21 protein-coding genes are annotated in these 24,572 nt (G+C 71.6%); 13 read left to right on the forward strand and 8 right to left on the reverse strand.

Going from position 1 to position 24,572, the window contains the following annotated elements; translation table 11 throughout:
* The first annotated feature begins 111 nt into the window (after positions 1-111).
* The 4 genes from ABTX24_RS26525 to ABTX24_RS26540 are packed head-to-tail and all read left to right on the forward strand — an operon-like array spanning position 112 to position 4,690.
* On the forward strand, positions 112-1,107 hold the full coding sequence (locus ABTX24_RS26525; protein WP_350843912.1) for an AurF N-oxygenase family protein: 996 nt from the start codon (positions 112-114) through the stop codon (positions 1,105-1,107).
* A 37-nt stretch (positions 1,108-1,144) separates the two neighbouring features.
* A complete protein-coding gene (locus tag ABTX24_RS26530; protein ID WP_350843914.1) occupies positions 1,145-2,827 on the forward strand; it encodes an FAD-dependent oxidoreductase in 1,683 nt (560 codons plus the stop codon).
* 42 nt (positions 2,828-2,869) lie between these two features.
* On the forward strand, positions 2,870-3,580 hold the full coding sequence (locus ABTX24_RS26535) for a TetR/AcrR family transcriptional regulator (protein WP_160022808.1): 711 nt from the start codon (positions 2,870-2,872) through the stop codon (positions 3,578-3,580).
* Between the two features lie 57 nt (positions 3,581-3,637).
* The gene (locus ABTX24_RS26540) at positions 3,638-4,690 is read left to right on the forward strand and encodes a M36 family metallopeptidase (RefSeq protein WP_350843916.1); all 1,053 of its coding nucleotides are present in this window, start codon (positions 3,638-3,640) and stop codon (positions 4,688-4,690) included.
* 3 nt (positions 4,691-4,693) lie between these two features.
* On the opposite strand, the gene ABTX24_RS26545 is transcribed toward ABTX24_RS26540, so the two are convergent.
* From ABTX24_RS26545 to ABTX24_RS26555, 3 genes are all read right to left on the reverse strand, one after another.
* Complete coding sequence (locus tag ABTX24_RS26545; protein ID WP_350843918.1) at positions 4,694-6,217, reverse strand: hypothetical protein; 1,524 nt, start codon at positions 6,215-6,217, stop codon at positions 4,694-4,696.
* Between the two features lie 112 nt (positions 6,218-6,329).
* Positions 6,330-6,992 carry a response regulator gene (locus tag ABTX24_RS26550; RefSeq protein WP_350843920.1) on the reverse strand — a complete coding sequence of 221 codons (663 nt, stop codon included), beginning with the start codon at positions 6,990-6,992 and terminating at the stop codon, positions 6,330-6,332.
* Positions 6,971-8,242, reverse strand: coding sequence for a sensor histidine kinase (locus ABTX24_RS26555; protein WP_350843922.1), 1,272 nt, complete (start codon positions 8,240-8,242; stop codon positions 6,971-6,973). The genes ABTX24_RS26550 and ABTX24_RS26555 overlap by 22 nt, the downstream gene beginning before the upstream one ends.
* Positions 8,243-8,352: 110 nt before the next feature.
* On the opposite strand from ABTX24_RS26555, the gene ABTX24_RS26560 reads away from it, so the two are divergent.
* From ABTX24_RS26560 to ABTX24_RS26570, 3 genes are read left to right on the forward strand one after another with little or no spacing between them, the layout of a single operon-like run.
* Positions 8,353-9,144 (forward strand): ABC transporter ATP-binding protein, encoded by a 792-nt coding sequence (locus ABTX24_RS26560; protein WP_350843924.1) that lies wholly within the window; start codon positions 8,353-8,355, stop codon positions 9,142-9,144.
* Positions 9,141-11,024 carry an FtsX-like permease family protein gene (locus tag ABTX24_RS26565; protein WP_350843926.1) on the forward strand — a complete coding sequence of 628 codons (1,884 nt, stop codon included), beginning with the start codon at positions 9,141-9,143 and terminating at the stop codon, positions 11,022-11,024. The genes ABTX24_RS26560 and ABTX24_RS26565 overlap by 4 nt, the downstream gene beginning before the upstream one ends.
* Positions 11,025-11,078: 54 nt before the next feature.
* Positions 11,079-11,621, forward strand: coding sequence for an HIT family protein (locus ABTX24_RS26570; RefSeq protein ID WP_350843946.1), 543 nt, complete (start codon positions 11,079-11,081; stop codon positions 11,619-11,621).
* A gap of 16 nt (positions 11,622-11,637) precedes the next feature.
* Here the strand turns inward: ABTX24_RS26570 and ABTX24_RS26575 are convergent, their stop codons facing one another.
* From ABTX24_RS26575 to ABTX24_RS26590, 4 genes are read right to left on the reverse strand one after another with little or no spacing between them, the layout of a single operon-like run.
* Entirely contained in the window at positions 11,638-13,026 is a 1,389-nt protein-coding gene (locus tag ABTX24_RS26575) for a GntP family permease (protein WP_350843928.1), read from the reverse strand.
* Positions 13,027-13,063: 37 nt separating this feature from the next.
* On the reverse strand, positions 13,064-13,705 hold the full coding sequence (locus tag ABTX24_RS26580) for a bifunctional 4-hydroxy-2-oxoglutarate aldolase/2-dehydro-3-deoxy-phosphogluconate aldolase (protein ID WP_350843930.1): 642 nt from the start codon (positions 13,703-13,705) through the stop codon (positions 13,064-13,066).
* Complete coding sequence (locus ABTX24_RS26585) at positions 13,702-15,312, reverse strand: N-acyl-D-amino-acid deacylase family protein (RefSeq protein WP_350843932.1); 1,611 nt, start codon at positions 15,310-15,312, stop codon at positions 13,702-13,704. Before ABTX24_RS26585 ends, ABTX24_RS26580 begins: the two co-directional genes overlap by 4 nt.
* Positions 15,313-15,323: 11 nt before the next feature.
* Positions 15,324-16,655, reverse strand: coding sequence for an alanine racemase (locus tag ABTX24_RS26590; protein WP_350843934.1), 1,332 nt, complete (start codon positions 16,653-16,655; stop codon positions 15,324-15,326).
* 125 nt (positions 16,656-16,780) lie between these two features.
* On the opposite strand from ABTX24_RS26590, the gene ABTX24_RS26595 reads away from it, so the two are divergent.
* The 3 genes from ABTX24_RS26595 to ABTX24_RS26605 are packed head-to-tail and all read left to right on the forward strand — an operon-like array spanning position 16,781 to position 18,977.
* Entirely contained in the window at positions 16,781-17,800 is a 1,020-nt protein-coding gene (locus ABTX24_RS26595) for a sugar kinase (RefSeq protein WP_350843936.1), read from the forward strand.
* A complete protein-coding gene (locus ABTX24_RS26600) occupies positions 17,797-18,546 on the forward strand; it encodes an IclR family transcriptional regulator (protein ID WP_350714954.1) in 750 nt (249 codons plus the stop codon). Before ABTX24_RS26595 ends, ABTX24_RS26600 begins: the two co-directional genes overlap by 4 nt.
* Before the next feature lie 26 nt (positions 18,547-18,572).
* The gene (locus ABTX24_RS26605; protein ID WP_350843938.1) at positions 18,573-18,977 is read left to right on the forward strand and encodes a RidA family protein; all 405 of its coding nucleotides are present in this window, start codon (positions 18,573-18,575) and stop codon (positions 18,975-18,977) included.
* Here ABTX24_RS26605 and ABTX24_RS26610 read toward each other — a convergent pair.
* Positions 18,974-21,127, reverse strand: coding sequence for an acyltransferase family protein (locus ABTX24_RS26610; RefSeq protein ID WP_350843940.1), 2,154 nt, complete (start codon positions 21,125-21,127; stop codon positions 18,974-18,976). The two genes, ABTX24_RS26605 and ABTX24_RS26610, sit on opposite strands and share 4 nt — an antisense overlap.
* A 221-nt stretch (positions 21,128-21,348) precedes the next feature.
* Between ABTX24_RS26610 and ABTX24_RS26615 the strand changes: the two genes are divergently transcribed.
* From ABTX24_RS26615 to ABTX24_RS26625, 3 genes are read left to right on the forward strand one after another with little or no spacing between them, the layout of a single operon-like run.
* Positions 21,349-22,467 carry a sugar ABC transporter substrate-binding protein gene (locus ABTX24_RS26615; protein WP_160022838.1) on the forward strand — a complete coding sequence of 373 codons (1,119 nt, stop codon included), beginning with the start codon at positions 21,349-21,351 and terminating at the stop codon, positions 22,465-22,467.
* The gene (locus ABTX24_RS26620) at positions 22,464-23,213 is read left to right on the forward strand and encodes an ATP-binding cassette domain-containing protein (protein ID WP_160022840.1); all 750 of its coding nucleotides are present in this window, start codon (positions 22,464-22,466) and stop codon (positions 23,211-23,213) included. The genes ABTX24_RS26615 and ABTX24_RS26620 overlap by 4 nt, the downstream gene beginning before the upstream one ends.
* Entirely contained in the window at positions 23,210-24,478 is a 1,269-nt protein-coding gene (locus tag ABTX24_RS26625; protein WP_350843942.1) for a sugar ABC transporter permease, read from the forward strand. Before ABTX24_RS26620 ends, ABTX24_RS26625 begins: the two co-directional genes overlap by 4 nt.
* Positions 24,479-24,572 lie beyond the last annotated feature (94 nt).

The raw sequence follows: 24,572 nt of genomic DNA on the forward strand, positions 1-24,572 counted from the left end.
AAACGTGACACGAAGTCGCGCGTACTCTTGTTATCGGGACGCGTGTCCGGGTAACGTGGGTCACGTCGTTAGCAGCTCAACGTAGAACTCAACGGTGAAGGAGCGATCGTCATGACCGCCGTTCAGGATGAGAAGTCCACTGGATACGTCCGCCAGGGCAAGCAGGCCTACCTCGACACGCTTCGTACGCTGTCCGAGGCCTCGGTGGAGGTGCACTTCGACCCGTTCAAGGACATCGACTGGGACTCCGACGAGCTCGCGGTGCTGCCGGGCGACGAGCGCTGGATCCTCAACGACGCCGACGAGATCGGTGCCCACCCGTGGTACAAGGCGCTCTCCAAGGAGCGCCAGATCGAGATCGGGATGTACCGCTGGGCCCAGGTCGCCAAGGTCGGCCTGCAGTTCGAGCAGCTGCTCATCGGCGGCGTCATGAACCACCTGGTCTGGTCGAAGAACAACAACCCGGAGTTCCGCTACGCGACTCACGAGGTGACCGAGGAGACCCACCACACCCAGATGTTCCAGGAGCTCGTCAACCGGGTGAACCCGGACGTGGCGGGTGCGCCGACCTACTACAAGGTCCTGGTGCCGCTCCTCGCCTCGGCGGGTGCCTGGTTCCCGGAGGCGTTCTTCACCGGCATCCTCGCCGGTGAGGAGCCGATCGACCACCTGCAGAAGGGCGCGATGCGCGCCGGCGGCAGCCACCCCGTGGCCAACCGCGTGATGCAGATCCACATCGCCGAGGAGGCGCGCCACATCGGCTTCGCCCACCAGTACCTCGAGCAGCACGTGCCCGAGCTCGGCCGGGTGAAGAAGACCCTGCTGGCCTACCTGTTCCCGATCATCATGCGCCTGCTCTGCGACGTGATCATGGTCCCGAGCAAGCAGGCCCGCCACGACATGGGCATCCCGGACGAGGTCGCCCGCGAGATCTGGTGGGACTCCGAGGAGTCCGAGAAGCTGCTGCGTGACCTCTTCGGTGACGTACGCCTCCTGGCCGACAACCTCGGCATCCGCAAGGGCCCGGCCAAGCTGCTGTGGAGGATGACCGGCATCGACGGCCGCGCCTCGCGCTTCCGCGCCGAGCCGCGCGCGGCGTCCTACTGATCCCCTGAGCCCGACGCCCTAGAACGGTAGTCCCAAAGTGCCTCATGTCGTCACTCAGTCGTGCTGTGCGGACGCCTCGTGCGTGGTCGCCTGCCCGGTCAACTGCATCCACCCCGCCCCGGGCGAGCCCGGCTTCGGCGAGGCCGAGATGCTCTACGTCGACGCCAAGAGCTGCGTCGACTGCGGAGCCTGCGTCACGGCCTGCCCGGCCGACGCGATCGTCCCGCACACGACCCTGACGGCCGCGCAGACGCCGTTCCTGGCGATCAACGCGGAGTACTTCGAGGTCTTCCCGCACAAGGACCGCACCCCGCTCGCCCTGGTCCACCCCCAGCGTCGGCTGACCCGCACCGGACCGTTCCGGGTCGCGGTGGTCGGCGCCGGGCCGGCGGGGATGTACGCCGCCGACGAGCTGCTCAAGCACCCGGAGATCTCCGTCGACGTCTTCGACCGGCTGCCGACGCCGTACGGCCTGGTCCGGGCCGGTGTCGCGCCCGACCACCAGAACACCAAGCAGGTCGAGAAGCTCTTCGCGCAGATCGAGTCGCAGCCCGGGTTCCGCTACTTCCTGGGCGTCGAGGTCGGCAAGGACGTCTCCCACGCCGAGCTGACCGCTCGCTACCACGCGGTCGTCTACACCGTGGGCGCGGCGAGCGACCGCGCTCTCGGGATCGAGGGCGACGACCTGCCCGGCTCGCTGAGTGCGACCGACTTCGTCGGTTGGTACAACGGCCACCCGGACAAGCAGGACCTGCCCGTCCACCTCGATGTGGAGTCCCTCCCGTCGCGACGGGTCGTCCTGGTCGGCAACGGCAACGTGGCGCTCGACTGCGCCCGGATCCTCGCCGAGGACCCCGAGCGGCTGGCCCGGACCGACGTCGCCGAGGGACCGCTGGCGGTGCTGCGCGACAGCGCGGTGAGGGAGGTCGTCGTCCTCGGGCGCAGGGGGCCCGGGGAGGCGGCCTTCACCGTGCCCGAGCTGGTCGGGTTGATGGGCCACACCGGGATCAACGTCATCGTCGATACCGGGGACCTGCCGATCGAGGAGGCGCTCGCCGGCGGCGACACCACCACCCGGCTGCTGCGTGAGCTCGCCGGCCGCGAGGTCCGTCCGGAGCTGCGTACGATCATCCTTCGCTTCCTCAGCTCGCCGGTGCGCGTGCTGGGTGAGGGCCGGGTCACCGGGGTCGAGGTCGGCCGCAACCGCCTCGAGCGCGACGAGAACGGCGTCGTCCGGGCGGTTGCGACCGGCGAGACCGAGGTCCTCGAGACCGGGATGCTGCTGCGCGCGGTCGGCTACAAGGGGCTGCCCGTGGCCGACCTCCCCTACGACGCCGCGACCGGCACCGTCCCCAACGAGCGCGGCCGGGTTCTGCCGGGCGTCTATGTCGCGGGCTGGGTCAAGCGTGGTCCCAACGGCTTCATCGGCACCAACAAGTCCGACGCCGAGGAGACGGTCGAGCAGCTGCTCGACGACCTCGACACGGACCGCATCCCGGCTCCGGTCGGTGACGCCGGCGAGATCACCGCGGTCGTACGCAGCCGCCAGCCCGGCATGGTCGACCTGGCCGGCTGGCAGGCGATCGACCGCGAGGAGAAGCGACGTGGCGCCGAGTCCGGCCGGCCGCGGGTGAAGATCACCGATGTCGAGGAGATGCGGGGCATCGCCGCGAAGTCGCGGAAACCCCGATACTCTCTTGGGCGTCGCAAGGAGCGCTGAGAACGCTCTCGACAAACGTCACGGGATCAGGGGGAGAAGCGGGTGGCCGGGGAGAAGCGCGATGGTCGGCAGGACCGGTGGAGCAAGCACAACGAGCAGCGCCGCCAGCAGATCATCGACGCCGCGATCGCGGTGATCGAGGCCGGTGAGCCCGGCGCCGACGTGCAGGTGCAGCAGATCGCGGTGCGCGCCGGGCTGTCCCGCACGGTCATCTACCGCCACTTCGAGGACCGCGCCGACCTCGACCGGGCTGTCCAGCAGGCGATCCTCGACGGGCTCTGGTCCGATCTGCTGCCAGGGATCACCCTCGACGGCACGGTCCCGCAGATCATCGAGCGGATCATCGGCACCTACATCCACTGGGCGCGGGCGCATCCCGCCCTCCACCTCGCTGCCGACCACGACATCGAAGGCGGCGACGACGAGGGCCCGTTCCAGCAGGGCATGGAGCAGCTCGCCGGACGGATCTCGGCGATCGTCGGCACCGCCGTCCTCGCCCTCGGGGGCACGCCCACCGAGGAGGAGGCCGAGGCCCTCGACCCGCTGATCTACGGTCTGGTCGGCGCGGTCTTCGGGGCCGTACGCCGCTGGCTGACCCGCACCGGCGACCGGCTGCCCGCCGAGACGCTGGAGCGGCTCACTGCTCGGTCCATCTGGTTCGTCATCGACGGCCATGCCCGCGGCTTCGGGATCGAGCTCGATCCCGACCTTCCTCTGGAAGAACTCCTGTCCAAGGACATCCTCGCGGTATAGCCTCCCGGTATCACCCGGCCGCACGGCCGTTCATTCCAGGAGAAGACCATGCCCCACATGCGCAGACTCTCGATCGCCGTCACCGCCGGACTGGCGGCCACCGCCGGGTTCGCCGTCCCGCTGAGCCCGGTGACCGCGGCCCCGGGCAGCGGCTCCTCCGAGGGCACCGCCCGCGTGTTCATGGTGAACCCGGTGCAGTCGAGCAACGACCAGAACCTGACCGACCAGAAGGACGCCGCGAGCGCGGTCCCGGACAGCGCCTACGCCGAGGTGCCGCTCACCCACCTGGACGGCTCGGGCTACCTCCGCGGCGACTACGCCGTCGTCGAGTCGAGCACCGGCACGCCTGCGTACTCCACGACCAACAGCTACTCCTACGACCGCCACCAGGACCAGTTCGAGCAGGTCATGGGCTACTTCTGGGTCACCCGGGCGCAGACCTACCTGCACACCCTCGGCTTCGGCGAGACGCTCCCGGGCGTCCTGAACCAGCCGTTCTCGGTCAAGATCAACCAGTACGGCGGCGACAACTCCTATCAGACCGACAAGCCCTACCGGATCCGGCTGGGCAAGGGCGGCGTCGACGACGCCGAGGACGCCGAGGTGATCGTCCACGAGTACGGCCACGCCGTCCACGCCAGCCAGGTTCCCGGCTACGGCAGCAGCCTGGACGCCGGCGCGATCGGGGAGTCGTTCGGCGACTACCTCGCCGTGACCGTCGGGCTCGACGCCGCCTCGGAGTTCGGCTGGCCGGTCGCCGCCGACCCCTCCTGCCCGATGGACTGGGACGCGACCTCCTACACCGACGCCCCGCACTGCATCCGCAGCTTCCACCTCGACCTGACCCTCGAGGACCGCCGCAACCAGGTCCACTACGACGGCCAGATCTGGAGCCAGGCGCTGTGGGAGATCCGCGAGGGCTACGAGGCACTCGGCCTCTCCACCCGCGACTGGGACACTACGCTGATCTACTCCCAGTTCTCCTACGCCCCGGACACCAGCTTCCAGGCCGCCGCAGCCGAGACGTACGCCGCAGCGGCTGCTCGCGACGGCCAGGCCGCCGCCGACCTGGTCCGCGACCGGTTCGCCGCCCGGGGGATCACCTTCTGATCATCAGCGGCGCCGCCAGACGTGCCAGTCGCCGTAGCTGGCACGTTTGGCGTAGTGCCGCTGGAGATACTGCTGCGCGTGGTCGCCGTCGAGCCCCCAGGTGTCGAGACTGTCGCCGTGGACGACGACCCACTGCGGCGCCGAGGGCCCGGCCATCACGCCGTGCAGCTGGGCCAGGTGTGGGTCGCGGACACGCGCCGGGAGGCTCCACAGATTCTCGTACGGGCTGTCCAGTCCGCTCGCAGCGATGATCTCGGGGTGCCCGAAGCCGACGACGACACCGTCGGTGGGGCGCGCGTGCTCGCGCAGGTAGGAGGAGACTCGGCTCTCCGGTGTGACCTGCGGTGGCGCGATAACCCATGACGTCCAGACCGCGACGGCGGCCGCGGCCGAGTAGGCCACTGCGCAGCTCAGTGCCGGACCGGACCGCGGACCGGGCCGGGCGATGGCGACCAACAGCACGAGGCCGGGAACGATGCCGGTCAGGTAGTGCAGCCAGTAGCTCCCGCCCGCGGCGATCGCGAACAGCTCCCACGCGGTCATGGCGAGCACGGGCCTGGCCAGCGGCGCCCCGCGGGTGAGGACCGCGGCGACCGCGATGACGAGCACCACGGCGGCACCGCTGCCCAGCGACGCCGCCGCGAGCAGCATGCCCCGGGCAACGGTCTCTGACGATGCCGAGCCGTCGATCGTCGCCACGGCCTCGATACGGAAGACCACGACCGCGCTCCACAGCTCAGGCACGGACGTCCCCCGGGCCCAGGCTCCGAGGACGGCCGCGCCGAGCAGCACCGCGGCGCCGCCCGCGAACGTGGCGGCCCGTTCCCACAACCGGGGAACCCGCCCGTGGGACACCGCGACGAGAACGGCTGTGAACACGAAGACGTCGATGAAGTTCTGCTTCACCAGCGCGGCCGCCATGCCGGCTGCCCCCGCCCCGGCGGCGAGCACGGCCGTACGCCAACCCCATGACCTGCGCATCGCCGTCACCGCCCACACCAGACCGAGCAGGACGAACGGCACCGCGAGCAGCTCACCGTTGACCGCTGACATCCCGCGCAGCGGGCTCGACAGCAGTGCGGCCGCCAGCACGACTGCCGTGAGCCGCGCTGAGCGATGGCCAGGGGACACCTGGCTCGCCAGGACGCCGGCCAGGACCACCGACATCCCGCTGGCCACGGCGCCGAGCAGCTTGAGCCCGGGGGCGACGAGCCCGGAGGTCGTCACGTCCGCAGGCCCGAAGTGGCCTGCGATGGTGAACAGCCACAGCAGCAGAGGTGGCCGGTCGACCCAGTAGTCCCCGTACAGCGAACGGCCCGGCCTCCACTGCTCGGCGAGCATCAGGAATCCACTCTCGTCCGAGGTCAGCGGCCGGTCGAGGAAGGGCAGCCACGCGGCTGTCGCCAGCAGAGCAGCGACGAGCACGATCGCGGTGTCTGTCCAGCCGCTGCCTGCGAAGCGTGCGGCGCTGCCGCCGGGCCTCGCGGGCGCCGACGCAGAGGTGCGGTCGCTGACGGGAGTGGTCACTTCGGCACGCTGGGTGAGGCTGGATCAAGGGCGATGGAGCCGCTTGCGCGCGACGTCGTGGGGTGTTCCCACTCTATGACCGCCACCCAAGCGAGTGCCGGGGTTGGTCGGTCTAGGCCTCGCGCAGGTAGGCGAGGACGGCCGAGACGCGTCGGTCGGTGGTGGGGTCGAGGCGGAGCTTGGCGAAGATGTTGCCGACGTGCTTGCGTACGGCGGCCTCGGAGACGAAGAGCGCGGTGGCGATGCTGCCGTTGGTACGCCCCTCGGCCATCAGGCCCAGGACCTCTCGCTCGCGCTCCGAGAGCACCTCGAGCGGACCGTCCGGCTGGTGCCGGTTGAGGAGGCCGCGTACGACCTGCGGGTCGACGACGGTCTCGCCGCCGGCCACCCGGTCCAGGCTGTCGAGGAAGTCGCGGACGTGGCCGACCCGGTCCTTGAGCAGGTAGCCGATGCCGCCGCCACCGGTGGTGTCGAGGAGTTCGGCGAGGTAGGCGTCGGCGACATAGGCCGAGAGCACCAGGACCGCCAGGTCGGGGTGCCGCCGGCGGAGCTCCGCGGCGGCACGCAGGCCCTCGTCGGTGTGGGTCGGCGGCATCCGGATGTCGGTGATCACCACGTCGGGTCGGGTGTGGTCGGTGAAGGCGAGCAGGGCGTCGGCGTCGCCGACCGCGGCGATGACCTCGTGGCCGGCGCGCTCGAGGATGGCGAGGAGCCCCTCGCGCAGCAGCGCGGCGTCCTCGGCCAGGACGATCCTCAGGGGAGCATGGTCGGGCACGTCATCCTCACTTCCGTCGGTCCGCCCGGTGGGCTGGTGACCTCCAGGGTGCCGTCCAGGGCGGCCAGCCGGGTGGCCAGGCCGGCGAGCCCGCCCCCGGGACGCACGGTGGCGCCGCCGGCCCCATCATCGCGTACGCAGACCTGCAGCCGGTCACCGGTGACCTGCCCCTGCACGCGCGCGGCGCGGGCACGGGCATGGCGGACCGCGTTGGTGAGCGCCTCGGCGACGACGAAGTACGCCGCGGCCTCGACCGGCGCGGGCAGCCGGCCGTCGACCCGCAGGTCGACCGAGACCGGCAGCCCGGCGGCGTCGGCGAGCTCGCGGACGGCAGCGGTGAGCCCGTGGTCGACCAGCACCCGCGGATGGATCCCGCGGACGGTGGCACGGAGCTCGGCGAGCGCCGTCTCGGCCTGGGCGTGGGCCTGCCGGACGAGGTCGAGTCCGGCACCCTCGGGCACCTCCAGCTCGGCCAGGCCGAGCGTCATGGTCAGCGCGACCAGCCGCTGCTGGGCGCCGTCGTGCAGGTCGCGCTCGATCCGGCTGCGCTCGGTCTCGAAGGCGTCGACGAGGTCGACCCGGGACCGGCGCAGGCCGGCGACGGCCGCGGTCAGCCGGGCCTGGGCCGGTTCGAGCAGGAGCCGCGCCAGGCTGGCCTGGGCGGCGGCGAGGAGGGTGGCGGCGTACAGGCCGGCGATCAGCAGCACCAGGCCCGGGGCCACCGCGATCCAGGCCTCGGTGGGCGTGGTGAGCTGCCAGGGTCCGAAGGCCACGGGACCGTCGATCCGGACCAGGGCCGGGGCGAGCACGAGCACGCCCGGGATGGTGATGATCAGGTTGAGCGCGACGGCGTCGACCAGCCACATGACCGTGGCGAAGAGCACCGTGTAGCCGACCTCGGGTCCGGAGATCCGCAGCCGGCGCAGTGCCCGGAGCCGGTCGCTCCACGCGATCGGCGCAGGCTCGGCCGATCCCGGACGTGCCTCGGGCAGGACCAGCCGGAGGCGTACCCGCTCCACGTCGGCGACGAGCGCCGCCAGCAGCGGAATCCCGGCGAGCACCAGCACCCCGACCACGATGATCAGGGTGAGCAGTCCGACGCCGACCAGCACGAACAGCAGGACGGCGACGACGAGACCGACCAGAGCACCGGAGGCCAGGTAGGCCAGGGCGCGCCAGGGCCAGCTGGAGGCGAGCAGCCGCCAGGGCGAGGAGCGCAGCGCGGCCCAGACGTCGGGTGGAGGTCTCATGACCCTCGAGCCTAGGCACTCACGACCCCGCGGCGGGGTAGCGCACGCGCTACCTCGCCGTGGCGTCTGCGCCCGTGTGCGCGGCGCGTAGGAGGCGTTTGCTGGAGATCATGACCGCCACCATCCCGGACGCCGTCCACGCTCCCCGGCCGCCCGGCCCGCCCGCCGTCGTGCTCGACGACGTCACCCGCACCTATCGCTCCCGCTCCGGCAAGGTCGACGCACTGCGGGGCGTGAGCCATGCCTTCGCCGCCGGGACCTTCACCGCGATCATGGGGCCGTCGGGATCGGGCAAGTCCACGCTCATGCAGATCGCCGCCGGCCTCGACCGGCCCACCCGGGGCAGCGTCCGGGTCGCAGGCACCGCCCTGGCCGGCCTGAACCGGACGACGCTAACGAAGCTGCGCCGACAGATGATGGGCTTCGTGTTCCAGCAGTACAACCTGCTCGACGCTCTCACCGCGTACGACAACGTCGCCCTGCCCGCCCGCCTCGCCGGGCGGCGTCCGGATCGCGCTCAGGTGATCGGGGCGCTCGAGCAGGTCGGTCTGCACGGGCTCGCCAGGCGGCGGCCGCCGGAGCTCTCCGGCGGCCAGCAGCAGCGCGTCGCGATCGCGCGTGCGCTGCACGCCCGGCCGGCGGTGCTCTTCGCCGACGAGCCCACCGGTGCGTTGGACCGTCACGCCGGACGCGAGGTGCTCGAGCTGCTGCGCGACCTCGTCGACGCGCCTGTGACCCACGGGCCGGCGCAGACGGTCGTGATGGTCACCCACGACCCGCTCGCCGCCTCGTACGCCGACAGCGTGCTGTTCCTCGCCGACGGCCAGATCGTCGGGCAGATGGAGCGCAGTGACGCCGCCCGGATCGCGGCCCGCATGGCCGAGCTGGAGCCCGTGCGATGAGCGTCGTCTCGCTGGCCGCGCACAGCCTGAAGAGCCTGCGCCAGTCCTGGCCTCCGTACGCCGGGGCCGCCGTCGCCCTCGCCGGTGGCATCGCCCTGATCACCCTCGCCACCAACATGCTGGGAGCGCTCGGCACCGCCACCGACGGGCTGGACCCGCAGACCCGGACGCAGATCGACGACCTCGGGTCGCTGTTCGGCATCATGGCCGGGATCTCCCTCTTCCTGGCGCTTTTCGTGGTCTCCTCGACCTTCGGGTTCGTGGTGGCCACCCGGCGCCGCGAGCTCGGCCTGCTCCGTCTGCTCGGCGCCACCCCGCGCCAGGTGCGGACCCTGCTGCTCGGGGAGGCGCTCGCGGTCGCGGTCGTCGGCACGGTCGCGGGCTGCCTGCTCGGCACCGCGGTGACGGTGCCGGTGCTGCGCATCCTGCACCAGGCCGAGGTCACCCCGGTCCTGCTCGCGATGCCGAGCCAGGGCACCGGATGGGTGATCGCCGCCTCCTGCGGTGTCGGGGTCGCGCTGGTCGGGGCCTGGCGCGCGGGCGCCCGCGCGGGACGTACGCAGCCTGTCGAGGCGCTCCGCGACGCGGTCCTCGAGCGACGACGGCCCACGGTGGTCCAGGCGCTGGTCGCGCTCACTGCGGCCGGCGCGCTGGTCGCGACCGCCGTGCTCGCTCCCGAGATGCCGCTGCTGTTCGCCCTGCTCGTGGGCATGTTCCTGCCGATCGTCGCCGTGATCGGGGCCAACGCGGTGGGCGGCCTGCTCTACACGGAGCTCGCGGCGTACGCCGGTGCCACGGTGGCGCACCGGGACCCGGCGGCACACCTGGCCCGTGACCTCGCCCGCACCAGCAGCCGGATGACCGCCGCGGTGGCGGCGCCGGTGGTCGCCATCATGGCAGTGGCCGGCTCGATGGTGCTCGCGGTCGGGGCGACCGCGGACTGGAGCGAGGGCGCCGACCGGGCCGCGCTCAGGTCGGAGCTGGTCGTCGAGCAGGCAGAGCGCCCCGAGCGGATCCGGGACGTGCCCGGGGTGGGGGTGAGCGACGTACGCCGCACGGCGCGGGTCGGGTTCGGCGGCGCCCCCGAGGACGTCGAGGTCGTCGACGTCGCCAGCGCAGCTGCCACCCGGAGCCTGCAGGCGACCCAGGGGAGCCTCGACGACCTGCGCGGCCGGACGATGGCGGTCACTGCCTCCTACGTCACCGACCTCGGCGGCCGGGTCGGCCAGGTCCGCCGGATGCGTATCGACGGCCGGGTCGTCAAGGTGCGCCTGGTCGCCGTCGTCCCCGACGCCCCGAACCTGTGGAGCGACATCATCGTGCCCGACGACCTGCCACGCATCGACAGGGTCGCCCGCGACACCGGCACGGTGTTCGTGCGCACCGACGCCGGCGCGGACGTCACCGGGACCGCACGGTCGATCCGGGAGACCGGGGCCGAGGTGAGCACCGGCGAGGAGTGGGTCGGCACGGTCTCGGCCGAGGCGCGCGAGATGAACACGGTCGTGCTGTGGGTGATGCTCGGCCCGGCCGGCGTCTACGCCGCGATCGCGGCCGTCAACGCGGTCCTGATCGGGGCGAGCCAGCGCCGCCGCCAGACCGCCACCGCCCGGCTCGTCGGCGCCACCCCTGCCCAGGTGCGCCGAACCGCGCTCTGGGAGACGGTGTTCACCGGCGCCGGCGCTCTGCTGGTCGGCGGCGCGGTCACCGGGTTCACCGGTTGGCTGATGCGGCAGGCGGTCGTACGCGACGTGCCCGAGGCGCCGCTGACCTTCCCGTGGCAGGCGCTGTCCGGGATCACGGCGGCCTGCCTGGTCGTGCTGCTCGCCGCCGCCGTCGCCGGGGCGTACGCGCTGCGGGGCGGGGAAGGGCCCGACTGAGCCTGTCCTGAAGGGGCCTGTGAGGGGTTAAGTAGTGTTTGCCGCGTGACAGAGATGGACGGCGTACTCACCCAGGACGGCATCGGCGAGGGCGACGGTCTGGAGCGGCTGTGGACGCCCTACCGGATGGCCTACATCCGCGGCGAGAACAAGCCCACCGACCCCTCGGAGACGGAGTGCCCGTTCTGCCGGGTGCCGACGCTCGAGGACGCCGAGGGCCTGGTCGTCCACCGCGGCGAGACCTGCTTCGTGGTGCTCAACCTCTATCCGTACGCCCCGGGCCACATGATGGTGTGCCCCTACCGTCACATCGCCGGCTACGTCGAGACCAGCGACGAGGAGGCCGCCGAGATGGCGGTGCTGACCAAGCAGGCCGTACGCACCCTCGCCGGCGTCTCGCGGGCCGAGGGCTTCAACATCGGGATGAACCAGGGCACCGCGGGCGGCGCCGGCATCGCCGCGCACCTGCACCAGCACATCGTGCCCCGCTGGGTCGGCGACCAGAACTTCATGCCGATCATCGGCCGCACCAAGACCCTGCCGCAGCTGCTGACCGACACCCGCGACCTGCTCTCGCAGGCGTGGGCGTCGGCCTAGCAGCTCGGCCTGGGGGTCAGACGATCGCCCAGGCCACGGCGGCGGCCGCGAACCCGACGATCGAGAGCACCGTCTCCAGCACCGTCCAGGTCGCCAGGGTCTGCTTCACGGTGAGGTTGAAGTAGCGCGAGACGATCCAGAAGCCACCGTCGTTGACGTGGCTGAGGATGATCGACCCGGCAGCGATCGCGACCGCGATCACCGCGAGCTCGGGCTGCGAGTAGCCGGTGCCGAGGGTCGGCGCGATGATGCCGCCGGTGGTCACGATCGCCACGGTCGCGGAGCCCTGGGCGATCCGGAGCGCGCAGGAGATGACGTAGGCCAGCAGCAGGATCGGCAGCCCCGCGTCGGAGAGCACCTCGGCGAGCGCGGCGCCCACGCCGGTCGCGGAGATCACCGCGCCGAAGAAGGCGCCGGCGCCGACGACGAGCAGGATCATGCCGACCGGCCGCAGCGAGGCGCCGGTGAACTCCGAGATCTCCTCGATGCTCATCCCGCGCCGGATGCCGAGCAGCCAGAAGGCGAGGAGCACGGCGATGGTGAGCGCGACCGCCGGGTTGCCGAGGAAGGTGAGTACGTTGAGCAGCCGGCCCGGCTCGAGCAGCATCGTGCCGAAGGTCGCGCCGAGGATCAGGATCAGCGGCACCGCGATGACCCCGAGGACGAGCGGCAGCGCGACCGGGGTGGTGGGCGTCTTGTCCTGCTCCGCCTCGGTCTCCGCGACCAGGAACTCCTCGGGCACCGAGACCTGGACGCGTGGGGCGACCCACATGGGGAAGAGGATCCCGGCCGCGGCGAACGCGGGCAGGCCGCACAGCAGGCCCATGATGATCAGCCAGCCGAGGTCGACGCCGAGGAGGCCGCCCAGCGCAGTGGGGCCGGGGTGTGGAGGCAGGAAGGCATGCGTCATCGACAGACCCGCGAGAACCGGGAGGGCGTAGAGGACGAGCGACTTGCCGCCTCGGTGAGCCGCGACGTAGACCAGCGGCGCGAGCACGAAGATGCCGATGTCGAAGAAGACCGGGATGCCGAAGATCAGGCCGACCAGGCCCATCGCGACCGGCGTGCCGCGTTCGCCGAAGATGCCGATCAGCCTCGCGGCGAGGACGTCGGCGCCGCCGGACCGCTCGAGCAGCGACCCGAGGACGGTGCCGAGACCGATGATGAGCGCGATGTGGCCCAGCACCCCGCCGAAGCCGGTCTCGATGAGCGACTCCTTCGAGGAGAGGGCGGTGCCCACCATCTGCTCGACGGACAGGCCGGCCGCGACGGCGAGGCCGATGCCGCTGATGAAGAGGGCGATGAAGGGTTCGAGCTTCACCTTGATGATCAGGAAGAGGAGCACGGCGATCGCCGCTGCGCAGAGCAGCAGCAGGCCGGTGGTGCTTGTCTGGAGCCAATGCATGGTTGGTTCTCCCTCGGGTCAGGGGTGGGGGATGGACTCAGCGCAGAGCTGCACGGAACCGGGCGGCGTTGGTGGTGATCTGCTCCCACCGGGCCTCGTCGACGTCGGCGGGCTGGACCACCGACGTCCCAGCGGTCACGGCGATGGCGCCGGCCCGCAGGAACTCCGCGGCGTTGTCTTCGTCGACTCCGCCGGAAGGGATCAGGGCGACCTCGGGGTACGGCCCCCGCAGGTCGGAGAAGTAGCGCGGGCCGACGGCCCGCGCCGGGAAGATCTTGACCGCGTCGGCGCCGAGCGCGGTCGCGGTGAGGACCTCGGTCGGGGTGAGGGCACCGAGGACGACGGCCGCACCCGCGGCGTGACCTTCGGCGACGATCTCCGCCGCCTCCGGCGGCAGGCCCGGCGTCACCAGGAACCGGGCGCCGGCCGCGAGCGCGGCGCGAGCCTGATCGGCGCTCAGCACCGTTCCGGCGCCGACCACGATGGCGTCGGCGTCGACCCGGCCGCTGACCTGGGCGAGGAGGTCGGTGAGGCCCGGGGTCGTGTAGGTCAGCTCGACGGTCCGAATGCCCCCGGCGGCCAGTGCGTGGCCGAGCGCGACCGGGTCGTCGATCCGGGAGGCGCGTACGACGACCAGCGCCTGGTCGGCCCGCAGCGTCTCGATCACGTGGTTGCTCATCGGGGTCGGGTCCCTTCGTCGGTGCGGCGCAGCGCCCGTCCGGGAAGCGCGTCGGTGCGGTGGCCGTCCTCGATGACGGCGGTGCCGTTGACCAGCACCCAGTCGATGCCGCGTGCCTGCTGCCGTGGCTGCTCGAAGGTGGCGGTGTCCTGGACCGTGTCGGGGTCGAGGAGCACCAGGTCGGCGGCGTACCCCTCCCGGACCAGGCCGCGCTCATGCAGCTTGAGCCTGGCCGCGGGACGGCCGGTGAGGTGGTGGACGCAGTCGACCAGGTCGAGCACGCCGAGCTCGCGCACGTAGCGGGCGAGGTAGCGGGGGAAGGTGCCCCACGCGCGCGGATGCGGGCGCTCGCCGACGAGGATGGCGTCGCTGCCGCCGCAGTGGGTGCGGTGCCGCATGATCGTCTGCACGTTCTCCTCGTGACCGACGTGCTGGAGGATCGTCGTGGCCAGCCGGTCGCGGACGAGCAGGTCGAAGAAGACGTCCGTGGCCACCTGGCCGGACTCCGCGGCGATCTCGGCGACGGTCCGGCCGACGTGACGCGACAGCTCCGGGTTGCGTACGCCGCTGATCTGGATCGTGCGCCAGTCGGTCACGCAGCCGTGGCAGCCGTCGGTGCCGACATGGTCGAGCTCGTGCGCGATCCGGGCACGGTCGTCGGGGTCCGCGATCCGCGCGAGCAGGGCGTCGGGGCCGCCGGAGGTCGACCAGCTGGGCAGCACGGCGCTGAGCGTCGTGGCACCGGGGAGGTAGGGGTAGGTGTCGAGGGTGATGTCGACCCCGTCGGCCAGCCCCGCGTCGATGATGTCGATCAGGTCCCCGGCGCGCCCGCGGTTGGGCTCGAAGTTCATGGTCGCGTGGGTCAGGTGCAGCGCGCACCCGGAGGCCCGGGCGACCTCGATCATCTCCGCGTACGCCTCCAGCGCACCGGCCCCGTAGGACCGGTGGTGCGGGCTGTAGTAGCCGCCCGCCTCGGCGACGACCCGGCACAGCGTGGCCAGCTCCTCGTCGTCGGCGAACATGCTGGGCGGGTAGGTCAGGCCGCTGCTCATCCCCACCGCGCCCTCGTCGAGACCGACCCGGAGCAGCCGGGCCATCTCGGTGATCTCGGCGGCGGTCGCCGGCCGGTTGTCCGGACCGACGACCATCAGCCGCAGGGTCCCCTGCGGGACGAGGTACGCCGCGTTGCACGCGATCCCGCGGTCGAGCCGGTCCAGGTAGCCGGCGACGGTGTCCCAGTCGAAGTCGAAGTCGTCGGGCTCGCCGTTCCAGCCCGCGATCTGGCGGCGCAGGTGGGCGCGCGTCGCCGTGTCGGCCGGCGCGAACGAGAGGCCGTCCTGCCCGACGACCTCGAGGGTGACGCCCTGGCTTACCTTCGCGGTGTGGTCGGGGTTCACCAGGATCTGCAGGTCCGAGTGGGCGTGCATGTCGATGAACCCCGGGGTCAGCGCCCGCCCGGCGGCGTCGATGGTGCGCCGCGCGACCGGTGCCGGAGTATCGGTGTGGATGCCGGTGATCCGCCCCGCGTCGATGCTGACGTGGGCGTGGAAGGCCGGAGCGCCGCTGCCGTCGATGACGGTCGCGTCGCGGATGAGCAGGTCGGTCATGGCGGGTCCTCTCAGAACCAGGTGCGCACGAGGTCGACGACGACCGGGTCGTCGGCGTCGGCGTCGTCGAGGACCGGGATCAGGCCCCACTTGTCGAAGGCGGTGCACGGGTGCGAGAGCCCGAGACGGAGCTCGTCGCCGATCAGGACGGGCGCCTCGGTGGCGGGGTCCCAGCGGAGGAAGCCGTGCTGGTCGTTGAGCGCGGTCACGGCGACCCCCGAGAGCGGGGTCGCGGGGGAGCCGGGCGTCCGTGCCCGCAGCAGCTGCGCCTCGGGCAGACCTTCGTCGAAGGGCAGGTCGCGCTTGCCCGCGTCGAAGAGCGCGAGCCCCGGCTCCGGCTGGGAGGAGATCCGCACCCAGCCGTGGAGAGCGCTGCGCAGGCCGGGACCGGTCGTGCGGGGCGCGCTCCCCAGCGGGGAGATGCCGCGGTAGAAGCCGTCGTCATGGGTGATGTAGGCGCCGCTGCGGAGCACCACGCGGGCCTCCTCGCCGGCTACCAGCGGCGCGAGCGCGTCGGCGACCTGCTCGAAGTAGGCGCTGCCGCCGGCGCTCACCACCGGCGTCCGACCGGCGGGCAACAGGCCGGAGATCCGCCGGTGCAGGGAGACCAGGCTGTCGACGTACGCATGGACGACGCCGAGCGCGGCCTCGTCGGTGGTGTGCGCCAGCGCGCCCTCGTAGCCGGTGACCCCGGCGAGCTCCAGGTGGGGTGAGGCCGCGACGGCCTCGGCCACGGCGACCGCGGTCTCCTCGTCACGGGCACCGGTGCGACCGCCCGTGGCGCCGCGCTCGACGAGGACGCCGAGCGGTCGGCGTGGCCCGGCCTCGGCGGCATGGGCGGCGAGCGCCTCGTGCATCAGGGCGACCGTCCGTGGCGAGTCGGCCCACACCAGCACCTCCAGCTCCGCGTCCTCGGTGATCTGGTCGGAGATCCAGCGCAGGGTGAGCGGGGAGACGATCGCGTTGGCCACGATCACCCGGGAGACGCCGAAGGCGCGGGCGACGGCGAGCTGGGGGAGGTTCGCCACGGTGATCGCCCAGGCGCCGGCGGCGAGCTGCTCGGCCCACAGCTGCGGAGCCATCGTGGTCTTGCCGTGCGGAGCCAGGGCGATGCGGCGCTCCGTGCACCAGGCGGCCAGCACGTCACGGTTGTGGGTCATCGCGACGCGGGAGAGGGAGAGCACGGGCGTGGGCAGCTGCGAGAGCCGGGGCGCCGCCTCGAGCACCTCGGCGACCGTACGTCCCCACAGCGCGGGCGGGATCGCCTTGTGGCGCCAGTCGACCCGCTCCTCGCGCAGCGCCGCGACGGCCGCTGTGTCGATGTGGGCTGCCGGGTGATCCATGGCCCGTCCTTCCTTTGTTGCACATTATGCAACGGTGATTGCGTAATTCGATTCGTTAGTTGTAGCATCGGGCACACCGGGCGTCAACGGCTCGGCCATGAACCAACAGGGGAGGAGCTCCATCCGTGGGCAGTAGCGGAGACGTGCGAGTGGTCTGTCTCGGGGAGGCGATGGTCGTCCTGCGTCCGGAGGGCGACCAGCCGCTCGCCGGAGCGACGACCCTGCGCCGTTCGGTCGGTGGTGCCGAGGCCAACGTGGCCGGCGCCCTGGCCGCCCTCGGGGTGCGGACCGCCTGGGTGTCCCGGCTCGGTCAGGACCCGTTCGGCGACGTCGTGACCGACGACCTGACCGGCCGCGGCGTGATCGTCGAGGCCGATCGCGATGCTGAGCGCCCGACCGGGCTCTACGTCAAGGACCCCGCCCCCGGCGGCAGCCGCATGCACTACTACCGAGCCGGATCCGCGGCGGCCGCGATGGACGCCGCCCTGCTGGACCGGCCCGGCGTCATGGAGGCGCTGGCCTCGGCCGAGGTGGTGCACACCTCCGGGATCACCCTCGGCATCCTCGAGGAGGGATCGACGCTGGTCACCCGCCTGCTGGCGCTGCGCGACGAGCTCGGCTTCCGGCTCAGTGTCGACCTCAACTGGCGACCGGCCCTGTGGGCCGGGCGCAGCACCGCGCCGCTGATCGACCTGCTGCGCGCGGCCGACATCGTCCTGCTCGGGGCCGACGAGGCACGCGCAGCGCTCGGCGCGCATGGTCCGCAGGACCTCCGCGACCTTCTGGGCGAGCTTCCTCGGCTGGTGGTCAAGGCCGACTCCCACGCGGCCGGGGAGTACGACGCCGACGGAAGCGCCACCCAGGTCCCGGCGCTCCGGGTCGACGTCGTGGAGCCGGTCGGCGCGGGCGACGGGTTCGCGGCGGGCTATCTCGCCGCGCTCGTCGACGGGACCGGCCCGGTCGGCCGGCTGCGTCAGGGCCACCTGGTCGCGGCGGGGGTGCTGGCCGCGACCGGCGACCACGCGCGGCCTCCGGCCGCCGATGTACGTGCCAGGCTGCTCGACTGCTCCGAGGACGACTGGGCCGCGACCCGGGTGAGCGCCGCCGGCATCGACTCCCCGGCGATCCGTGAGGCGGCCCGATGAGCCAGAGTCTCTCCCGCGCGCTGCAGATCCTCATCGAGCTCGGTGAGGGCGAGCGCTCCCTCGACCAGGTGGCCGCCAGTCTCGGCGTGCACAAGACCACCGCGATGCGGCTGCTGCACACCTTGGAGGCGGACCGCTTCGTACGCCGCGACGACCGCCAGCGCTACCACCTCGGCTCCCGGCTGTTCGCCCTCGGCACCGCGGCGCTCTCCCAGCACGCGATCCGCGACGTGGCCCAGCCCCACCTGACCCGCCTCGCGGCCGAGACGGGCGGCCAGGCCGTCCACCTGGCTGCCTATGAGAACGGCACGGCCATCTACCTCGCCAAGGTGGAGAGCACCCACTCGGTGCGGATGTACTCCCGGGTGGGTCTGCCCGCGGCGCTGCACGCGACTGCCGTCGGCAAGGTGCTGGTCGCAGGGCTGCCTCCGGGGGAGCAGGAGGCGGTGGTCGCCGGCATCGACTTCCGGCCCTTCACCAGCCGCACCATCCCCGACGCGGCCAGCTACCGCGAGGTGCTCGCCCGGACCCGCGAGCAGGGCTGGGCCGAGGACGCCGCCGAGCACGAGGACTTCATCAACTGCGTCGGGGCGCCCGTACGCGACGAGGCCGGGCGCGTCGTCGCCGCGGTCTCCGTCTCCGTGCCCGACGTCATCCTGCCCCGCGACGGAGTGCGAGCCCTGGTGCCGCAGCTCCTCGCGGCCACCGAAGCGATCTCCGCCGACTGGGCCGGCCGGAGCTCATGAGAACACCCCGAGAGGAAACCCATCCCATGTCCGACGTCCGCATCTCCACCGACCAGGCCCCGGCCCCCGCGCACACCTTCTCCCAGGGCGTGGTCCGCGGCGGCCTGATCCAGGTCTCCGGTCAGGGCCCTGTCGACCCCGCCACGAACGAGTACCTGTTCCCCGGCGACGTGAAGGCCCAGACCGTACGCACCCTGCAGAACGTGGAGGCGATCCTGGCCGCCGCCGGCGCGGGCTTCGAGGACGTGCTGATGCTCCGGGTCTACCTCACCACCCGGGACGACTTCGCCGCGATGAACGACGCCTACGGGGAGTTCATCGGCTCACGCGTCGCCGAGGGCGGCATCCTTCCGTGCCGCACGACCGTGATGACCGGCCTGCCGCGCGAGGAGATGCTCGTCGAGATCGACGCGCTCGCCGTCGCCCGTTAGTCGACGACCCGGGCGAGCTCCCGGCTGAGGTAGGGCGCCAGGGTGCGGGCGTAGCGCGAGGTGATGTGGTTGCCGTCGCGGTAGACGATGACGTTGCCGATCACCGCCGGGCAGACCTCCTCCCCGCAGAACAGGTGGGTCAGGTCGACCAGGTGCGCGTTGGGGTCGCGGGCGACCGCGTCGCGGTGCGGGTCCTGGACGAGTACGTCGGTGCGCGGTCGCCCGCACGCCTCGCCGGCGGTCTCGGGGGAGTGTCGCTGGATGCAGCCCAGCGTGGTGCGGAGATAGGCGGCGTTGTCGGGCTCGAACATCGGGTTGTCGACGAGCGCGATCACCGGGACCTTCTTCGAGGGCCGGTGGCTCCAGGCCTCGACCAGACCGTTGACCGTCGACTCGTACGGCGTCTCGCCGCCCAGCGGCTGCGTCGTCTTGCGGGCCGAGTGCGTGACGATGATCGCGTCGAGGTCCTGCTGCTCGGGAGCGCGCAGGTAGGCCTCGAGCTGCCGGTTCCACTCCGCGCAGGCGGGGCGGTTGTCGGCGATGCTCCGGCCGAGCGGCCGGGTGTTCCAGTGGCAGGCGGCACGGGCGGCGACGTCGATGCGCCAGCTGCGCTGGTCGCCGATCAGGTCGAGGGCGCCGACCGGGGCGACGGCGTGCGAGTCGCCGACCATCAGCAGCCGCTTGCGGTAGCCCTCGACCGCCCCGTTGGGGCAGGCGCTGAAGCGCACCGGACGCTCCTCGAAGGACCAGCACTCGCCCCGGTTCTCGTCGTCCGCGCCGATCGCGGCCACCGCCGGGATCAGCTCGCCTCGAAGGTCGGGGTTGCGGCACGAGCCCTCCGTGGAGCTCGCCGCCAGCGCGGACGCACCGAGGCACTCGGTCGTGAACGGGTCGGCGGTGGCGAGCCGGGCCGCCGCCGCGATCGCCCTGTCCTCGGAGTGCTCGATCGCGACCAGGCCGCTCCACCCGGCGCCGACGGCGACCACGAGAGCAGCCAGGGTGGCGACCAGGGCTCGCGGACCGCCCGGCCTGATGGCGTACGTCTGGACCTGGCGGGTGACGAGGCGGTTGGTCGCCCAGGCGAGCAGCGTCGAGACGACCAGCACACCCGCGGCCGAGGCGACGGTGAGCCGCTCCCCGCCGGTGTAGTAGAGCCACGCGATCAGCAGCGGCCAGTGCCACAGGTAGAGCTCGTAGGAGATGTCGGCGACGAACCGCAGCGGGCGGGTCTCCAGCAGGCGCCGCGGCCCACGTGGTGACGGGGTGGAGCCGACCATCACCAGCAGCGCCCCGGCGACCGGCCACAGGGCCGGCGGTCCCGGGAAGTGGTCCGCGCCGTCCATCACGAAACCGCAGGTCACGACCAGGGCGAGGCCGGTCCACGCGGCGTACGGCTTGATCTTCTCGGGCAGGCTCAGGCGGCGCAGCGCGAGCGCGGTCAGGGCACCGGCGGCGATCTCCCAGAAGCGCGTGATGGAGTTGAAGTACGCAGCCGCCTGGTCGGCTCCGGAGACCTTGATCGCGTAGGCGAAGGAGAGGGCGAACGCGGCCGCGGTCAGCACGAACAGCACCCGGGCGAGGCTGAGCCGCCCCAGCCGGCCGCGCGCGACGACGCGCAGCACCAGCGCCAGCCCGACGACCACCAGCGGCCACAGCAGGAAGAACTGCCCCTGCACCGCGAGCGACCAGAAGTGCTGCACCGGCGTCGAGGACGGTCCCGCCGCGCCATAGGAGAGTTGGCTGGCGATCAGCTCCCAGTTGAGCGTGTAGGTCGCCGCCGCGACCAGTTCGCGGGTCGTCTGCGTCCACAGCGTCTGCGGGATGAAGACCACCATCAGCGCGGCCGTGGCCGCCAGCACGATCAGCGCCGGCGCGGCAAGCCGCGCGAACGTACGTCCGTAGTGCTCGCCCAGTCGCACCCGGCCGCGCTCGGCCCTGCCGACCAGTGACCGGGTGGCGAGGAAGCCGGAGATCACCAGGAAGACGTCGATCCCGCCCGAGACCCGGCCGTTGCCGAAGAGATGGAAGGCGACCACGAGCGCCAGGGCGATGCCGCGCAGCCCGTGGATCTCGCTGACATGTCCAGAGGTGTGCTCGACGGTGTGCCCAGATTTGGGGCTGTTGGGATCGCTGTCGGCCCGGCTGTTCATGGGCGTGCGGAAATCCGAGATGGCGGTCACGTGATCGCTGTTCTAGTCGGCGTGGGCGGGTGGGAGCCGTCGCACCGTAACGAGCAGTGATGACGTGAAGGCATACGGCCGTTATCAAACCGCCGTCGAGATCTCCTCAGAACCGCTTCATATCGCCGCTGAAGGAGATAGGTTGCACCCCGACGTGACATAGATCACACCCAGGACTGAGGAGTTCGACGATGAACACGCACAAGATCGGCCGCCTGATGGCGGTCGCAGCGGTGGCGACCCTGTCGACCGCATCGCTCGTGGCATGTGGAGGCTCGGATGACGGTGGCGACTCGGGAGACTCGGGCGGCACCGACGTCGGAGTGATCCTCCCCGACGCGACCACGTCTCCCCGATGGGAGTCCCAGGACCGGCCCAACCTCGAGAAGGCGTTCGCCGACGCCGGCCTCGAGGCCACGATCCAGAACGCCCAGGGCGACACCGCCAAGTTCGGTCAGCTGTGCGACAGCATGATCAACGAGAACGTCAAGGTCATCATCATCACCAACCTCGACTCCGAGTCGGGCGCGGCCTGCCTGAAGAAGGCCGCCGACGCGGGCGTGACGAGCATCGACTACGACCGGCTGACGCTCAACGGCGGTGCCTCCTACTACGTCTCCTTCGACAACGTGAAGGTCGGCGAGCTGATGGGCACGGGCCTCGACGAGTGCATCACCGCCGCGGGCAAGAAGGGCGGCAACATCGTCTACGTCAACGGCGCGGCCACCGACAACAACGCGGCCCTGTTCAAGTCGGGCTACGAGAAGGCGCTCGAGCCGAAGATCGCCGACGGCACCTACAAGCTGGTCGGCGACCAGTCGGGGGAGTGGGACGCCACCAAGGCCGGCAAGGTCTTCGACCAGATGTACACCGCCAACGGCGGAAAGATCGACGGCGTGGTCTCGGCCAACGACACCATGGCCGGCGGCATCATCGCCCGGCTGAAGGCCAACAACGCCCAGGGCAAGATCCCGGTGACCGGCCAGGATGCCTCGGTCGAGGGCCTGCAGAACATCCTGCAGGGCTTCCAGTGCGGCACCGTCTACAAGAACACCGCGCTCGAGGCCAAGGCCGCCGCGGACCTGGCGATCGCACTGATCGAGGGCGACGAGGAGGCTGCCGAGGCGCTGGCCACGGGCAGCGTCGAGGACACCGAGGCCGGCACGGACGTGCCCTCGGTGCTCGCCGAGCCCGTCTGGGTCACCAAGGAGAGCGTCAAGACGGTCATCGAGGACGGCCAGGCCGACGCCGCCGAGGTGTGCGCCGGCGCGATCGCCGACCTGTGCACCGAGAACGGCGTGCCTCAGTGAGTTCGCTGCTGGAGCTGCACGGCGTCGAGAAGTCCTTCGGCGCCGTGCAGGTCCTGCGCGGAGTGGACCTCACGGTGCAGGCGGGCCGGGTCACCGCGCTCGTCGGTGACAACGGTGCCGGCAAGAGCACGCTGGTCAAGGGGATGGCCGGGATCCATCTCTTCGACGCCGGTGACTACCTCTTCGAGGGTGAGCCGGTGAAGGTGACCAACCCCAAGGACGCCGCCGCGCTCGGGATCGAGGTGGTCTACCAGGACCTCGCACTGTGCGACAACCTCGACGTGGTCCACAACATGTTCCTCGGCCGGGAGATGAAGCGGCTCCGGCTGGTCGACGAGGACAGCATGGAGCAGCGTGCCCGTGAGACGCTGGACGGTCTCTCGGTGCGTACGCTGAAATCGGTGCGTACGCCGGTGGCCTCCCTCTCCGGTGGTCAGCGGCAGACCGTGGCGATCGCCCGCGCCGTGCTGTGGAACTCGAAGCTGGTCATCCTCGACGAGCCGACCGCGGCTCTCGGCGTGGCGCAGACCGAGCAGGTGCTCCGGCTGGTGCGGCGCCTGGCCGACCGGGGTCTCGGCGTCCTGCTGATCAGCCACAACCTCAACGACGTCTTCGAGGTGGCCGACGACATCGCGGTCCTGTATCTGGGCGGCATGGTCGGGCAGATCGAGGCCTCCTCCACGACGCGCGAACGGGTCGTGCAGGCGATCACCACCGGCGTCGTCCCTGAGGGAGGTGCGGCATGAGTATCGACACCGATGATCCGACGATCGCCGCGGCACCGGACCCGGAGCCCGACAACTCGCTGGGCGGGATCTTCCGGGCCTACCTGGCCAAGCTCAGGGGTGGTGAGGTCGGCTCGCTGCCCGCGGTGCTGGGCCTGATCGCCCTGGTCGTGGTCTTCTCCGCGCTGCGTCCCGAGCAGTTCACCAACTCGTTCAACTTCGCCAACCTGATCGGCCAGTCGGCAGGCGTGACCGTGCTCGCGATGGGCCTGGTCTTCGTGCTGCTGCTGGGTGAGATCGACCTGTCGGCGGGGTTCGCGGGCGGGACGTGCGCCGGGGTGCTCGGGGTGTGCCTGACCCGGCAGGAGTGGCCGCTGATCCCGGCGTTGCTGGCGGCTCTGCTCACCGGAGCGGTGATCGGCCTGACCATCGGGCTGCTGGTGGCTCGGCTCGGGATCCCGTCGTTCGTAGTCACACTGGCCGCGTTCCTCGGGCTGCAGGGCGTACTGCTGACGATGATCGGCGAGGGTGGGACGATCCCCATCCGCAACGACTTCATCAACGGCCTCAACAACGCCAACCTGCCGGTCTGGCTCGGCTGGGTGCTCGGCATCGTCTGCATCGTGGGCTATGCGGGCTCGACGTACATCACCGATGCGCGCCGCCGCGCCAAGAACCTCACGGTGCAGCCGATCCTGCTGTGGGCGCTGAAGACCGGGCTGTTGACGGTCGTGGTGCTCGCCGTGGTCGGCTACCTCTCCGTCGAGCGCAGCCGCAACCCGGCGCTGACCTCGCTCAAGGGGGTACCGGTCTCGCTGGTGGTGATCGTCGGCCTGCTGATCCTGCTCACCTTCACGCTGACCCGCACCGCCTGGGGCCGGCACGTCTACGCGGTCGGTGGCAACGCCGAGGCGGCACGGAGGGCCGGGATCAACGTGTTCCGGGTGCGCCTGTCGTGCTTCGTCCTCTGTTCCACCATGGCCGCGGTGGCCGGCATCATGATCGCCAGCCGCACCAACTCGGTGAACCCGAACACGGGCGGCGAGACGACCCTGCTGTACGCCGTGGGCGCCGCCGTCATCGGCGGCACCTCGCTCTTCGGCGGCAAGGGCCGGGTCATCGACGCCGTCATCGGCGGCACCGTCGTGGCCGTCATCGACAACGGGATGGGCCTGCTCGACCAGCCCCAGGGCACCGTCTGGATGGTCACCGGCCTGGTTCTCCTGGTCGCGGCCAGCGTCGACGCGCTCTCCCGGCGGAGAGCATCGGCGACAGGGCACGTGTAGCCCTCCTCGCCGAGATCGCAGAAGTGGCGGACGAAACGACAGTTTCGTCCGGTCGCTGACCGTCTCCCCCAGCGCACCGGACGGCGAGACGGTC

The sequence above is a fragment of the Nocardioides sp. NPDC127514 genome, assembly GCF_040302125.1.
Taxonomy (GTDB): domain Bacteria; phylum Actinomycetota; class Actinomycetes; order Propionibacteriales; family Nocardioidaceae; genus Nocardioides.